We start from the raw sequence: 13,427 nt of genomic DNA, 5'->3' as shown, positions 1-13,427 counted from the left end.
AGCCCGCACCGCGTGGGAACGGACCCGCCCGCGAAGTGAGGACTTCGAGGCGTCGCACGGCCATCGCCCGAGTGCCACCCATACCCCGAATGCCCCCTCCGGAGTCAAGCGGTGGCCGTGGTGGACAGATAACGGGAGAACCAGGCACCGGCGGCCTCGGCAACCTGCCGCAGCGCACCGCTCTCCTCGAACAGGTGGGTGGCGTCGGGCACCCGGTGCACCTCGTGCTCGCTCGGGAGATGTCGGGCCACGTTCTCGTTGAGCCGCAGCACCTCGCTGTCGCGCTCTCCCACGATCAACAGGGTCGGCGCCCGCAGCGCGGCTACCCGCTCGGTGGTCAGATCGGGACGTCCGCCGCGTGAGACCACCGCCCGCACCTCGTTCGGCCTGCGGACGGCCGCCCCCAGGGCGGCGGCCGCACCGGTGCTGGCACCGAACAGCCCCAACGGGCGTTCCCGCAGTTCGGTCCGTTCGGAGATCCAGTCGAGCACCCCCAGAATCCTGGTGGTCAGCAGCTCGATGTCGAATCGGAGCCTGCCGTCGCGCTCGTCCTGGAGCCGTTCCCGCGGCGTCAACAGGTCCAGCAACAACGTGGCCAGCCCCATCTCGTTCAGCCGTTCGGCCACGGCGATGTTGCGTGGGCTGTGCCGCGAGGAACCACTACCGTGCACGAACACCACGAGACCACCCTGGTTCTCCAGCCCGGCCAGATCACCGGTCAACTCCTCGGGGCCGCTCGCTTCCCTCGCGGGCAGCGACACCTCTCGTCCCACCGAGGTCGCGGCTGTGGTGTTTCGTTCAGCGTCCATCGTCCTCCACCCGTTCGGCGTCCTCCTCCGGAGCCCGTTGCACCACTCCGGAGTCGGTGGCCTCGATGCCCTCGGTGGACGAGGCGCTGCGCCCGGTACTCTCCACCTGTTCCGCTTCCAGTACGTCGGCGTGGAAGGTCCGTATCGGCCGCTCCTCCTCGGCAGCCGCTTCACCGCCGGGACCACCGCTCTCGTTGGGCTCACCCCCGGACTCCGTCGAGTCGCTCACCGGCGAGGAGTCGAGCACGTCCGCACCACCCGCGTCGAAATCCGGGCGTTGCTCCGTCAGCTTGCTGTCCAAGCCGGTCCCCTCCGACTGCTCATTCGGTGTCGGGCGCTCTCTGCTCACCCGGGACCAGTCATCGGGCGGTTCGATCCCTTCCTCCAACGGGTCCGCGGCGAGCTCGTCCTCGTCCAGATCGGCGGCCGACTGCAACTGGGCCGGGTCTCTGGTCCCGTCTCCCTCGGAGACCGTCTCGTCTGCCGAAGGTGTCTCCCCCTCGAACGGATCCGACATGGTCGCCTCCGTCTCGCTTCCACTGGTTTCGCCCCGCCACCGGCGGGAACGGTTGCCAGCACGGCTACCCGCGAGCGCGTTTCACGCAAACCACGCGGGACTCCACCCTCGAGCGGCTGAGCGGGAGCGACACACTCGAATCGTGGCTGTCGCGGACGGGCGGGATGTATCAGAATGCGATGAGACCAGGGGTTTCCGGTGCTTCTTCGGGGACGACAGCGTTTCACCGTGACTCCTCGACAGCGTGAATCCTCGGCGGACGCGGAGAGGAGTTCGGCGTGGGGCAACTGCAAACCGAGGTCGAGCCCACCGATGTGGGGCTCTGCCCGACGCGGCTGGAACGAATCGAACAGCATTTCGCCGACTACGTCACCGACGGCAGGCTGCCCGGCTGGCTGGTGCTGATCGCGCGGCACGGCAAGATCGCTTATCTGCGCACCCACGGAATGCGTGACCTGGAAGCCGGGCTCCCGGTGGAGACGGACACGATCTTTCGGATCTACTCGATGAGCAAACCGGTCACCTCGGTGGCCGCGATGATGCTCTACGAACGGGGGTTGCTGGAACTCACCGACCCGGTGGCCGAGTACCTTCCGGAGTTCGAACAGCCCCGCGTCTACACCGGGGGCTCGGCTGCCGCCGCACAGACCCGCCCCGCCACCGAACCGATCAGGATCTGGCACCTGCTCACCCACACCGCCGGGCTCACCTACGGCTTCCACCGGATCCACCCGGTGGACCAGATCTATCGCGAGCGGGGGTTCGAGAACGGCTATCCGGCCGAACTGGATCTGGCGGGGGTGTGTGCCGAATGGGCACAACTGCCGTTGCTGTTCGACCCCGGCACGGCCTGGAACTACTCGGTCGCGACCGACGTGCTCGGGCGAGTGATCGAGGTGATCTCCGGCAGCCCGCTCGACGAGTTCCTCCGGGCGAACGTCTTCGAGCCACTGGACATGCGCGACACCGACTTCGCGGTGGCGGAGTCGGAGCTGGATCGGCTGGCCGCACTCTACAGTGTGGACCGCGCGCGCCACGCCGTACGCAACGAGCGGTTGAACCGGGTGAGCACCCGCCGCCCCCGAGTGCTTTCCGGAGGGGGCGGACTGGTCTCGTCCGCACGCGACTACCACCGTTTCACGCGGATGCTGCTCGACGGCGGAGTGCTCGACGGCAACCGGCTGCTGAGCAACCGCACCGTGGGGTTCATGACCCGCAACCATCTGCCGGGTGGAGCTGACCTGGCAGAGACGGCCGTGGGGTCGTTCTCCGAGTCCACCAACGCGGGGAAGGGGTTCGGACTGGGCTTTTCGGTAACCGACCGCCCGCAGGCCTCGAAGGTGCTGTCCTCGCAGGGACAGTACGCCTGGGGCGGGATGGCCAGCACCGCGTTCTGGGTGGATCCCGGCGAGGATCTGACCGTACTTTTCCTGACCCAGCTGATGCCCTCCAGCGTCCACCCGATCAGGACACGACTGCAGGCGCTGGTGTATCAGGCACTGGTCGACTGACTCCGCCACCCGCGCCACACACCCGGGTGGGCGTGGGTGGCGCGGGGAACGGCCACCCGTCGACCCCGCGGGCCCGTCGCCCCAGGGGAGAGCCGAAGCCGGACGTCGGACATCTCTCCCTGGCCGCGAGAGCGCTCACTCGGCTACCGCGAAAACGCGATCAGCTGCCGCGGTTCTCTCCCAGCTCCTCCACGATGGGATTGCTCGCGGTCTCGGTCTCGTGCTCGGCCAGCCCGTCCGCGGTGCGTCGGGTGTTCTGGTCGGCCTTGTCGGCCTCGGTCTGTCCCTGCTGGGAAGCGGGGTCGAGCTGGAGCGAACGCCCCACCTCGGTGAGGTTCTCGTACTCGTCGGCACGCGGCATGGCCCGCAAGGCGGCGAGCAGCTCCTCGTCGGCACCGTTGTTCTCGGCGTACTCGACGATCCGGTTCTTGCCCGCCGGGAAGTCCAGTCCGGACAAACTCGTTTTCAGATCGGCTCGGTCCACAGCCACGGTGGGCTCCTTCTCGTTCGGATGATTGGCTCGTTTTCGGGTAATGGGTCGTCGTTCGGGTGAGGGGCCTGAAAACGATTCGGTCGCCACCTCCCACGTCGCTGTTGGCGATGGGGGCCGGTGGAGCGCGAACCGGTCAGTGGCCCGAGACTCCCGCGCGGAGTCCCGAACCCGCCGGTCATCCGGCCCCGGAACCCGGTCAGCCCGTGCCCGAGCCCGGTCAGCCCGTGCCCGAGCTGGGCGCGCTGCGGGCTTGGGCACGATGCCTACCCTCGGCCAACTCCTCGACCGCCTTGTCGCAGAAAGCGTCGAGATCATCGGGACTACGGCTGGTGACCAGGCCGGAATCGACGACGACCCGCTCGTCGGTCCACTCCGCTCCGGCGTTGCGCAGGTCCGTGGCCAGGCTCGGATACGAGGTCAGCCGTCGACCGCGCACCACGTCCGCCTCGATGAGCATCCACGGGGCATGACAGATCGCGGCGACCGGCTTCTGGGCGGCGAAGAACTCGGCGACGAAACGAACGGCTTCCGGCACCCTGCGCAGGGCGTCCGGGTTCGCCACACCGCCGGGTAGGACCAGCCCCCCGTAGTCGGCCACATCGGCGTCGGTGACTATCCGGTCCACCGAGAAGGTGTCCGCCTTGTCGAGATGGTGGAACGCTCGGACGGAACCGGAGGAAACCGAAACCAGCTCCGGTTGCCCACCGGCCTGCTCGACCGCCTGCCAGGGACGTGTCAATTCCACCTGCTCGACCCCCTCACCGGCGACCAGGAAAGCCACGCGCAGTTCGCTCAGACTCCCGGCCATTCCGCCAACACCTCCACTCGACATCGGGCGATCCGTGCGGTCTCGCGTTACCCGGGGGCAGGACGGCTCAAACCTCACCCGACCACCGGGACCGTCCGGACGGGTAGGTTCGACAGGGACCGAAGCCGATCATCGGAGGGGAGTTCGTCGCGGAACGCCCCCACGGATCGGCCCGGGCACGCGAGCCGAAACGGCATCCTGAAAGGAGTTCCTGGTGCAGTCTGGCGAACTCGTACCGGATTTCGAACTGGCCGATCAGCACGGCGCACACCGCACGCTGTCCGAGCTGCTGACCGGTGGGATCGTGGTGCTGTTCTTCTACCCGGCCGCCATGACATCCGGTTGCACTGCGGAGAGCTGCCACTTCCGGGACCTGGCGACCGAATTCGCCGTACTGGACGCCCAGCCGGTCGGTATCAGCCCGGACCCGGTGGACAAGCAGGCCCGGTTCGCAGACATGAACTCACTGGGATTCCCGCTGCTCTCCGACGAGGACGGGACGGTGGCACGTTCCTTCGGCGTGCGCCGCGGTTTCGGCCCGCTGCCGATCAAACGGCACACCTTCCTGATCGACCGCGACAGCCGGATCCTGCGGGTGATCCGCAGCGAGTTACGCATGGCGGTCCACGCGGACAGGGCGATCGAGTTCCTGCGGCAACGCGGGTGACGACCGCTCTCGGCAGCGCTGGAAAGGACGGGAAGCACGTGGCCGAACGAACCGTCGGCATCGTCGGGGGCGGCATCGTGGGCCTGGCTGTGGGCCGTGAGCTCAACCGACGTCACGAGAACACCCGAGTGGTCGTGTTCGAGAAGGAGAACCGGCTCGGTGCGCACCAGACCGGGCACAACTCCGGTGTGGTGCACGCGGGCCTGTACTACAAGCCCGACAGCCTCAAGGCGGAGTTGTGCGCTCGCGGTCGGTCGATGCTGCGCGAGTACTGCTCCGAGCGGGAACTATCCTATGTGGAGTGCGGCAAGCTCGTGGTGGCTGTCGACGATTCCGAGCTCGCCCGCTTCGACGCGCTCGAGGCGAACGCGCGGCGCAACGGTGTTCCGGGACTGCGACGTGTGACCGGTTCGGGGATCACCGAGATCGAGCCCCATGCCGCCGGAGTGGCCGCGCTGCACTCTCCCGAAACCGCGATCACCGACTACGCGGCGGTGGCCCGGGCCTTGGGCGAGGACATCGAGCGGGCAGGTGGCAGCCTCCTGCTGTCCACGGCCGTGACCGGAGTACGGCGGCGGGTAGGGGGTGTGGAGGTCGAGACCGCGGCCGAGGTCCACTCGGTGGACCGGCTCGTGGTGTGCGCCGGCCTGCGGACCGACCGGGTGGCCCGCTGGGCCGACGGTGCTGACGGACCGCGAATCGTGCCGTTCCGAGGCGAGTACATGCGGCTCGCTCCCTCGGTGCGCGACCTGGTTCGCGGCATGATCTATCCCGTCCCGGACCCGCGTTATCCGTTTCTGGGGGTGCACTTCACCCGCCGCCTTTCCGGGGAGGTCGAGGTGGGGCCGAACGCGGTCCTGGCACTGCACCGGGAGGGCTACCGTCGTCGCGACGTGTCCTTGGCGGAGCTGCGCGGCTTGGCCGGCTGGCCGGGATTCCGGCGGATGGCCCGCGAACACTGGCGTGCCGGTGCGCTGGAGATGTTGGGCAGCCTCTCGGTGCGGGCCTACATGCGCACGGCGCGTCGCTACGTCCCCGAGGTGAAAGCCACCGATGTACGACGCGCCGGCGCCGGAATCCGGGCACAGGCCGTGGACCGGGACGGTTCGCTGGTGGACGATTTCCGGATCAACCACGAGGACGGCATCACCACGGTGCGCAACGCGCCGTCTCCTGCTGCCACCTCCAGCCTGGCGATAGCCGAGCACGTCGTCGACCGCATGGAACGGGACTGAGTACCAGCTCGGACGATCGGGGCCGCGGCAGAGCCGATCCACCTGACCGACGCCGAAGGGCAACCTCGGTACGAGACCGCACGTCCCCCGGTTCGGAGCATGCGCCCGTCCCGAACCCATTAAGCTTGGTGACCGAGACGGTGAAGGGGGAACTCAGTGCAGCCGCTGCTGACCAGCGAGCCGAGCAAGGTCGGCGACTATCGGCTTTTCGCCAGAATCGGCAAGGGGGCGATGGGCGCGGTATACCTCGGATGTTCCCGAGGGGGACGTCCGGTGGCGGTGAAGGTGGCCAAGCCGGAACTGGCGGAGGACGCCGACTTCCGGGAACGGTTCCGCCGCGAGGCCAGCATGTCGGCGTCCGTCGGGGGGTTCTGGACCGCGACCGTGGTGGACGCGGATCCCGAGGCGGAGCATCCCTGGTTGGCCACCGAGTACGTGCCCGGTCCCACGTTGCACCAGGCGGTGAAGGAGCACGGACCGTTCCCGGAACACACCGTGCGCAGGCTCGGAGCCGGTCTTGCCGAAGCACTGCAAGCGGTGCACCGGGCGGGGCTGGTCCACCGCGACCTCAAACCCGCCAACGTGCTGCTCGGCCCGGACGGCCCTCGGGTGATCGACTTCGGTATCTCCCGGGCGATGGCCGCCACCGGCATGACGGCTACCGGGATGTTCTTCGGCACCCCGGGCTTCTTCTCCCCGGAACAGACCACCGGTGGCGAGGTGGCACCTCCCAGCGACGTGTTCTCACTGGGAGCGGTGCTGGTGTTCGCCGCGACGGGAGACGCGCCGTTCGGCAACGAGAACAGTGCCGCGATGCTCTACCGGGTCGTGCACGCCGAACCCGGCCTGGAGTCGGTCCCGGCCGCGTTGCGTCCGCTGATCGCGTCCTGCCTGGCCAAGGACCCCAATGCCCGTCCGAGCACCGGCGAGCTGCTCGATCATCTCGGCCATTCGGGGTCACCCACCGGCGAGTGGCTCCCACGAGGTGTGACGACGCTGATCTCGGCGCACACCGCGGAGCTGGACCGGGTGTTCCGGGGCGAACCGCTCGCGGCGGGCAACGACGGTACCCGAGTGGAAGAGCGGCGTGGCTCGGTCGCGGCCGGGGCGACCCCCGCAGCCGTCGCTCCGGGCGGCACGGCCGCTGCCCCTCCCCAACCGCCTGCCCCTCCCCAACCGGCTGCCCCGCCCCAGCCCTCGAACACTCCACCGGACGGTTCCGGTGCGCTCGGGGGATCGCGTGCTGCCACCGCGAACGAGCGCCCCGGAGTCGCGAGCGGCACCCCGGAACGGGACCTGCCGGGGCGACCGCTGGTGCGGCCCGACCTCGCGGGACCGGTGTTCCGGAGCGGCAGGCGGATCAACGCGCTGCTGTGGGCTGCGTTCTCGGGAGCGCTGGCCTACGGCACGGTGACGCTCGGCGCGAATGCCATAACCCACGGCCCCAGCCGGGCCCTGCTGGCGCTCGGGGTGTTCCTGCTCGTGCTCAGCTGCGTGCTGTGTATGGCGCAGGCACTGACCCCGGAAATCAGCCTGAAGATCAACAGCGACGGCCTGCGGATATCCCGCATGGGGTTGCACCGCGAGATTCCCTGGAACCGGGTGGGCAGAGTGGGCCTGGTGGGCAACGGCAAGAAGCAGGCCCTGACAGTGTGGGTGCACCAGGGGTTCACTCCGCACTCCAAGTGGTGGCACCGCACCCGTGAGTACTACGGCGGCAACAAGATCTTCCTCGTCGGGGCCACCGGAGGATGGTGGGCCAGGCGGCGCGAGGCCCGCAGACTCCGCACCGCCCTGCAGCAGTACGCACCGCGAAGTTACGACGCCAGACTGCTCTGAGCTCGTCCGAACCGGGAACGCCGCTCCGGACGAGCTCCGGGCACTCAGCTCGCCGACAGGCGCTGCGTGGAGAGGAATCCGGAGACGTCGGGCAGAAAGCCCTGCTCGTGACCAGCGGCGTCGGGGTGGAAAGACTCCTCCACCGGGTAGGAGAGTCCGTTGATCCAGGGTTGCGCACCGCACACGCCGTGTCCGGAGAAGTTGTCGCGCACGTCGAGGAACGAGAAACCGGCGGCCGCCGCCTGCTCGGCGATCACGCTGTCGAGGGTGTCGGCGGCGTCGTTGAGCCTGCCCCGCTCGAACTCGCTCAGCAGGGACAGACAGGAACCGAGTTCGAACAACCTCGGATAGCCCACGGCGGCCACCTGGGCTCGCGGGGCCGCCGCGGCGATCGCGTCGTAGGTCTCGGCCAACTCGGCGGGAAGCTGTTGGGTCGCGTAGTTCTCCGCCTCGGTGACCGCGTCGTCACAGGTCTGGTCGCCGCCTGTGTTGCAAGTGGTGATCACATCGACGAATCCGGCGTCGTTGCCGCCGATCGAGACGGTGACCATATCGGTACTCGAGCTCAGCGCGGTGACCTGCCCGTTCAGCACGTCCGGGGTCTCTGCCCCCGCGCACGCGACGAAGTCGAGGGAATCGACCGTTCCCCGGTCCGCCAGCAGTCGCGGATAGGCCTGCGGACTCCGCAGGCAGTCACCGCTCTCGGGGGTGTAGTTTCCGATTCCCACGCCGGAGGCGTAGGAGTCTCCGAGAGCCACGTACTCGACCGGATCGGCGCGGTCGGTCGCGGCGCTCGCGGCGGGGGCCAGCACTGGGAGCAGGGCGGCAGCCAGGACGGCGGAACAACGGTTCGACAGCACGGATTTGCGCACGGATACCTCCGGTGGCCTTGATCGACCGTCCGTGATTATCAACACACCGAAGGTCACGGAAGACGCACACGAGGAATCCGCCGGAATTGGCTGCGATCGTGTGAGACCCCCTCACCGGAAAGCCGGAACGGGCGGGAGGCCGTACGGAGCAGCCCAGCGGTTCGGAAGGCGCGGTGCGGGAAGGGCGTGCGGAGGGTGGGGAGAGACATGCCCGTCAAGCGAGGAAAGCGCACAACGAAGACGTGCACACCGGGACGACGACGCAACGAACAACCGAAGGAAGCAATGTGTCGCGGCTGAAAGTGTTGCCGTGACGACATAGCCTGTTGCCATGACCGCGGCCGTACCGAGCGTGCGTGGCACGCCTACCGAGACATCCGAGTTCCTGGGACTGGACGAGACCTACTCCGCGCACAACTACCACCCGCTTCCGGTGGTGCTCTCGAAAGGCACCGGAGCGTGGGTGACGGACGTGGACGGTAACGACTATCTCGACTTTCTGGCCGGATATTCGGCGCTGAACTTCGGGCACCGCCACCCCGACCTGATCGCTGCCGCGACGGAACAACTCGAACGTGTGACGTTGACCAGCAGAGCGTTCCACCACGACCAGTTCGGCCCGTTCTGCCGGGAGCTGGCCGAACTGACCGGCACGGAAATGGTGCTGCCCATGAACTCCGGGGCCGAGGCCGTGGAGTCGGCGATCAAGGTCGCCCGCAAGTGGGCCTACCGCGTCAAGGGGGTCGCCGAGGACCGCGCGGAGATCGTCGTGGCGGGATCCAACTTCCACGGCCGGACCACCACGATCGTCTCGTTCTCCACCGACCCCGAGGCGCGCGCGGACTACGGCCCCTACACCCCTGGCTTCGTCGTCACCGATTACGGCGACGCCGCCGCGGTCGAGTCGGTGATCACTCCCCGGACGGCCGCCGTGCTCGTCGAACCGATCCAGGGCGAGGCGGGGGTGATCGTTCCCGAACAGGGCTACCTGCGCGAACTGCGGAGGCTGTGCGACGACAACAACGTGCTGCTGATCGCGGACGAGATCCAGTCGGGGCTGGCGAGAACCGGCGAGCTGCTGGCGACCTCGCACGACGGGGTCCACGCCGACCTCTACACCCTGGGCAAGGCGCTCGGCGGGGGAATCCTCCCCGTTTCCGCGGTGGTGGGGAGCCGCGCGGTGCTCGGTGTGCTGCGTCCCGGCGAACACGGCTCGACGTTCGGCGGCAATCCACTGGCCTGTGCGGTGGGCCGAGCGGTGGTGAACCTGCTCTCCACCGGATACTTCCAGGAGCGGGCGCGCGAGCTCGGTGACCAGCTGCACGCACGCCTGAACCAGCTGGTCGGGAACGGTGTTTCCGAGGTCCGCGGCCGCGGTCTGTGGGCGGGCGTCGACATCTCCCCCGGCGGTCCCGAGGGACGTAACGCGGCCACGGAACTGATGCGGCGCGGTGTGCTCTGCAAGCAGACCCAGGAGAACACGCTGCGGATAGCCCCGCCGCTGGTGATCACTCCGGAGGAGTTGGACTCCGGACTGGACGCCGTGGCACACGTGCTCACCGGCGAACACTGACCGAACCAAGGCGGCAGGCTACCGGTGGACCTAAGCCGCCCCACTCGTTCAGGAGATGGCCAACTCCCTGGAGAGCGCGGTGAGCCTGCTCAGCGCACGCAGATACTTCTTGCGGTAGCCGCCTGCCAGCATCTCCTCATTGAACAGGGCGGACAACGGCTCGCCGGAGACGCGCACCGGTACCGCGCGGTCGTAGAGCCGGTCGGCCAGCGCCACCACCCGCAGCGCCACCCCCTGGTTCGGTACGGTGTGCAACCCGCTCAGGTGAACCGCGGTGACATCGTCGACCATTCGGCCGTACTTGGAGGGATGCACTCGCTGCAGGTGGGCGCACAGCTGTTCGAAGTCGTCGAACGTGGCAGCGGGGGTGGCACTGGCCCGCTCGGCGAGTTCGTTCTCGTCGAGTGGTTCGGGAGGTTCGGGCTGATCGCGGTGCCGATAGTCGGGGCCGTCGACACGCACGACGCGGAACCGCTCGGCCATCGCGTGGATCTCCCGCAGGAAGTCCACGGCGGCGAACCTGCCCTCGCCCAGCTTGTCGGGCAGGGTGTTCGAGGTCGCGGCCACCCGCACTCCGGCGTCGGTGAGTCTGCTCAACAGCTGGGTGACCAGCATCGTGTCACCGGGGTCGTCGAGTTCGAACTCGTCGATGGCCAGCAATCGATGGTCGGAGAGCCTGCGCACGGCATCGTTGAAACCGAGCACGCCCACGAGATTGGTCAGCTCGACGAAGGTGGCATAGGCCTTCGGCCGCTCGACCTCGTGCCAGAGCGAGGCGAGCAGATGCGTCTTGCCCACCCCGAAGCCCCCGTCCAGGTAGAGCCCGGGCAGCCCGTCGGAGTTGCCGTTCCTGCCGCCCCTGCCGAACAACGAACGCAACCAGGAGGCTCCACCGGAAGCGGGGCGGCCGATACCGGCGGCGAACTCTCTGCAGGCGTCGACCGCCGCGGCCTGACTCGGCTCGGCGGGGTTGGGCAGATAGTTGTCGAACCGTACTTCGTCGAAGCGCGGCGGAGGGGTCAGCGCGGCGACCAGTTCGTCGGAACCGAGCTCGGGGTGGCGGTCGACCAGGCGCGGCATGCTCATGCTGGAACTGTAACCGGAGGCTGGTGGCTGCCCGTGGCCGTGCTGAGATGGAACCATGCAGCAGCTGTGGCCCGTTCCAGAGCCGAAACAGGTGGGCAGCGAGCCGGAAACGGCCGACGAGCTGGAGGGTTTCTACGAGTACCCACCGGAACTGAGCCGCCCGTGGGTGAGGGTGAACTTCGTCTCCAGCCTGGACGGCGCCGTGGCGGTGAACGGCGGCTCGCGCGGGTTGTCCAGCGCCGCGGACCGACGCGTGCTCTCGCTGATCCGGGATCTCTCGGATGTCGTACTGGTCGGAGCCGGGACCGCGATGGCCGAGGGGTACCGGGGGGTAAGGCGCACCGAGGCACGCACCCGACGCCGCGCCGAACGCGGGATGGGCGAAGTGCCCCCGATAGCGGTGGTCACCGGCAGCGGTTCGGTCGACCCCGCATCACCGTTGCTCACCGACACGGTCGCCACCCCGATCGTGCTCACCAGCGAGGCGGCTCCCGCGGAGCGCGTCACCGCGCTGACCGAGGCGGGTGCCGAAGTGGTGATCGCGGGGCGGGACGAGGTCGATCTCCCGACGGCCCTGCGGGAACTGGCACGGCGCGGGCTGTACCGCATCGGTTGCGAGGGTGGCCCCGGCCTGTTCGGATCACTGATCGCCGCTGATGTGGTCGACGAACTCTGCCTAACCGTCTCACCACTGCTGACCAGCGGGGACACCAGTAGGATCGCCACAGGCCCAGCGGCCGGAACACCGCGTGGCATGCGGCTGCTCTCGGCGCTGTACGCCGACGAATCGATGCTTCTGCTCCGCTACGGGAGACTGGCCGAGTGACCGACGGGGTCGATTCCGACCAACAGCTCGACGAGCGCGTCCGCGACGACAGCGCACTGCTCATGGCGGCCGGGAACGGCGACACCTCGGCGTTCGACTCCCTCGTGCGCACGCACACCGACAAGCTCTACCGCGTGGCTCTGCGAATAGTGGGAAATCAGGCGGAGGCGGAGGACGCCGTGCAGGACGCCTGGGTCTCTGCCTGGCGCTCGCTGACCACGTTTCGGGGTGACTCCGCCGCGTCGACGTGGCTCTACCGAGTGGTCACCAACGCGGCACTGAGCCAGGTCCGCAAACGGCGTCCCACGGTTCCACTGGATCCGACCGACGAAGCCATGACCCCGGTGGGCGAGACGGGAAATCCGGAGGGGGCGGCGTTACGCGAGGAGGAGACCAGACGAGTGCACGCGGCGATATCCCGCCTCGAACCCTCCCAGCGACTGCCACTGGTGCTGCGTGAGCTCGAGGGCATGAACTACGAGGAGGTCGCCGAGGTGCTGGAGGTGAACGTAACCGCGCTGCGGTCCCGACTCCACCGAGCGCGGCTGGCGCTGTTGGCCGAGTTGAAGGAGGTGCCTTGAACGAAGAGAGCTTCGCTTCGGACCGGCGCCTGCCCTGCGGTCACCGCCTCGGCGAACTGATCGGATATCACCTGGAGGGTCTCCCCTCGGAGTTCGAGGAGCACCTGTGGGAGTGTCCGCACTGTCGCGCGGAGCTCGCGGAGACCTCCCGGCGCTGGCAACCGGTGCGACGACTGGCACGGAGTCACACGGCTCCCTCGAACGACCTGGTGGATCGAACGCTGGCCACCCTGCGCGGACTGCGCGACAGGCACGGTGGCCAACCAATGGAACTGTCGCAGGAACACGGCACACTGCTCATCCAGCCGGCGGCGACGCTGAGTCTGACGCGGCGGTTGAGCACGGAGGTCCTGGAGGACTTCTCCGGCATGGCGGTGCGCTCGTGCCTGATGACGAAGGAGACGGTGCGGGTCGATCTGGTGGCCACCCACCGGACGGCCGCTCAAGAGTTGCTTCCCGAGATCCGGCGAAGACTGCTGGACGCGCTGCACGGGCATCTCGACGCGGGCACCCCGGAGGTCTCCGTGCGGCTGGCCAATGTCCTCCCCCCGTGGGACGGCACCACGGAAGAACCCGAGCATCCCCCAATCGGGTGATAACGCATGGCGGG

The 13,427-nt window shown here is 68.5% G+C and carries 14 protein-coding genes; 8 read left to right on the top strand and 6 right to left on the bottom strand.

What is annotated here, in order from left to right; all coding sequences use genetic code 11:
- Window positions 1–104: 104 nt before the first annotated feature.
- Window positions 105–809 carry a dienelactone hydrolase family protein gene (locus ACOQFL_RS00815; protein WP_435542140.1) on the bottom strand — a complete coding sequence of 235 codons (705 nt, stop codon included), beginning with the start codon at window positions 807–809 and terminating at the stop codon, window positions 105–107.
- Window positions 799–1,326 (bottom strand): hypothetical protein, encoded by a 528-nt coding sequence (locus ACOQFL_RS00810; RefSeq protein WP_435542139.1) that lies wholly within the window; start codon window positions 1,324–1,326, stop codon window positions 799–801. Before ACOQFL_RS00810 ends, ACOQFL_RS00815 begins: the two co-directional genes overlap by 11 nt.
- Before the next feature lie 278 nt (window positions 1,327–1,604).
- Here ACOQFL_RS00810 and ACOQFL_RS00805 point away from each other — a divergent pair, with 278 nt between their 5' ends.
- On the top strand, window positions 1,605–2,837 hold the full coding sequence (locus ACOQFL_RS00805; RefSeq protein ID WP_435542138.1) for a serine hydrolase domain-containing protein: 1,233 nt from the start codon (window positions 1,605–1,607) through the stop codon (window positions 2,835–2,837).
- 160 nt (window positions 2,838–2,997) lie between these two features.
- Here the strand turns inward: ACOQFL_RS00805 and ACOQFL_RS00800 are convergent, their stop codons facing one another.
- Window positions 2,998–3,327 (bottom strand): DUF2795 domain-containing protein, encoded by a 330-nt coding sequence (locus ACOQFL_RS00800; RefSeq protein ID WP_435542137.1) that lies wholly within the window; start codon window positions 3,325–3,327, stop codon window positions 2,998–3,000.
- 220 nt (window positions 3,328–3,547) lie between these two features.
- Window positions 3,548–4,138, bottom strand: a complete 591-nt coding sequence (locus ACOQFL_RS00795; protein WP_435542136.1) for a type 1 glutamine amidotransferase domain-containing protein — start codon at window positions 4,136–4,138, stop codon at window positions 3,548–3,550.
- A 214-nt stretch (window positions 4,139–4,352) separates the two neighbouring features.
- Between ACOQFL_RS00795 and ACOQFL_RS00790 the strand changes: the two genes are divergently transcribed.
- The 3 genes from ACOQFL_RS00790 (at window position 4,353) to ACOQFL_RS00780 (ending at window position 7,879) form a co-directional block, all read left to right on the top strand.
- On the top strand, window positions 4,353–4,805 hold the full coding sequence (locus tag ACOQFL_RS00790; RefSeq protein WP_435542135.1) for a peroxiredoxin: 453 nt from the start codon (window positions 4,353–4,355) through the stop codon (window positions 4,803–4,805).
- A gap of 38 nt (window positions 4,806–4,843) precedes the next feature.
- Window positions 4,844–6,040, top strand: a complete 1,197-nt coding sequence (gene lhgD, locus ACOQFL_RS00785) for an L-2-hydroxyglutarate dehydrogenase (RefSeq protein ID WP_435542134.1) — start codon at window positions 4,844–4,846, stop codon at window positions 6,038–6,040.
- Between the two features lie 156 nt (window positions 6,041–6,196).
- On the top strand, window positions 6,197–7,879 hold the full coding sequence (locus ACOQFL_RS00780) for a serine/threonine-protein kinase (RefSeq protein ID WP_435542133.1): 1,683 nt from the start codon (window positions 6,197–6,199) through the stop codon (window positions 7,877–7,879).
- A gap of 44 nt (window positions 7,880–7,923) precedes the next feature.
- Here ACOQFL_RS00780 and ACOQFL_RS00775 read toward each other — a convergent pair whose 3' ends face one another.
- The gene (locus ACOQFL_RS00775) at window positions 7,924–8,751 is read right to left on the bottom strand and encodes an SGNH/GDSL hydrolase family protein (RefSeq protein WP_435542132.1); all 828 of its coding nucleotides are present in this window, start codon (window positions 8,749–8,751) and stop codon (window positions 7,924–7,926) included.
- A 331-nt stretch (window positions 8,752–9,082) separates the two neighbouring features.
- Here ACOQFL_RS00775 and rocD point away from each other — a divergent pair, with 331 nt between their 5' ends.
- Window positions 9,083–10,324, top strand: a complete 1,242-nt coding sequence (gene rocD, locus ACOQFL_RS00770) for an ornithine--oxo-acid transaminase (protein ID WP_435542131.1) — start codon at window positions 9,083–9,085, stop codon at window positions 10,322–10,324.
- A 48-nt stretch (window positions 10,325–10,372) separates the two neighbouring features.
- Here rocD and zapE read toward each other — a convergent pair whose 3' ends face one another.
- A complete protein-coding gene (gene zapE / locus ACOQFL_RS00765; protein WP_435542130.1) occupies window positions 10,373–11,410 on the bottom strand; it encodes a cell division protein ZapE in 1,038 nt (345 codons plus the stop codon).
- Window positions 11,411–11,465: 55 nt separating this feature from the next.
- Here zapE and ACOQFL_RS00760 point away from each other — a divergent pair, with 55 nt between their 5' ends.
- The 3 genes from ACOQFL_RS00760 (at window position 11,466) to ACOQFL_RS00750 (ending at window position 13,413) form a co-directional block, all read left to right on the top strand.
- Window positions 11,466–12,236 carry a pyrimidine reductase family protein gene (locus ACOQFL_RS00760; RefSeq protein WP_435542129.1) on the top strand — a complete coding sequence of 257 codons (771 nt, stop codon included), beginning with the start codon at window positions 11,466–11,468 and terminating at the stop codon, window positions 12,234–12,236.
- A 62-nt stretch (window positions 12,237–12,298) separates the two neighbouring features.
- A complete protein-coding gene (locus tag ACOQFL_RS00755; protein ID WP_435542453.1) occupies window positions 12,299–12,817 on the top strand; it encodes an RNA polymerase sigma factor in 519 nt (172 codons plus the stop codon).
- Window positions 12,814–13,413 carry an anti-sigma factor family protein gene (locus ACOQFL_RS00750; RefSeq protein WP_435542128.1) on the top strand — a complete coding sequence of 200 codons (600 nt, stop codon included), beginning with the start codon at window positions 12,814–12,816 and terminating at the stop codon, window positions 13,411–13,413. Before ACOQFL_RS00755 ends, ACOQFL_RS00750 begins: the two co-directional genes overlap by 4 nt.
- Window positions 13,414–13,427: the final 14 nt, after the last annotated feature.

The sequence above is a fragment of the Actinopolyspora sabaoui genome, from assembly GCF_051225635.1.
Taxonomy (GTDB): Bacteria; Actinomycetota; Actinomycetes; order Mycobacteriales; family Pseudonocardiaceae; genus Actinopolyspora.
The sequence above is the reverse complement of the archived record's forward strand: the minus strand, read 5'-3'. Positions and strand labels throughout refer to the sequence as shown.

Coding starts and splice junctions, on each gene's coding strand:
- ACOQFL_RS00815 (WP_435542140.1), bottom strand. CDS start 809: ATGGACGCTGAACGAAACACCACAGCCGCGACCTCGGTGGGACGAGAG.
- ACOQFL_RS00810 (WP_435542139.1), bottom strand. CDS start 1,326: ATGTCGGATCCGTTCGAGGGGGAGACACCTTCGGCAGACGAGACGGTC.
- ACOQFL_RS00795 (WP_435542136.1), bottom strand. CDS start 4,138: ATGGCCGGGAGTCTGAGCGAACTGCGCGTGGCTTTCCTGGTCGCCGGT.
- rocD (WP_435542131.1), top strand. CDS start 9,083: ATGACCGCGGCCGTACCGAGCGTGCGTGGCACGCCTACCGAGACATCC.
- zapE (WP_435542130.1), bottom strand. CDS start 11,410: ATGAGCATGCCGCGCCTGGTCGACCGCCACCCCGAGCTCGGTTCCGAC.
- ACOQFL_RS00760 (WP_435542129.1), top strand. CDS start 11,466: ATGCAGCAGCTGTGGCCCGTTCCAGAGCCGAAACAGGTGGGCAGCGAG.
- ACOQFL_RS00755 (WP_435542453.1), top strand. CDS start 12,299: ATGGCGGCCGGGAACGGCGACACCTCGGCGTTCGACTCCCTCGTGCGC.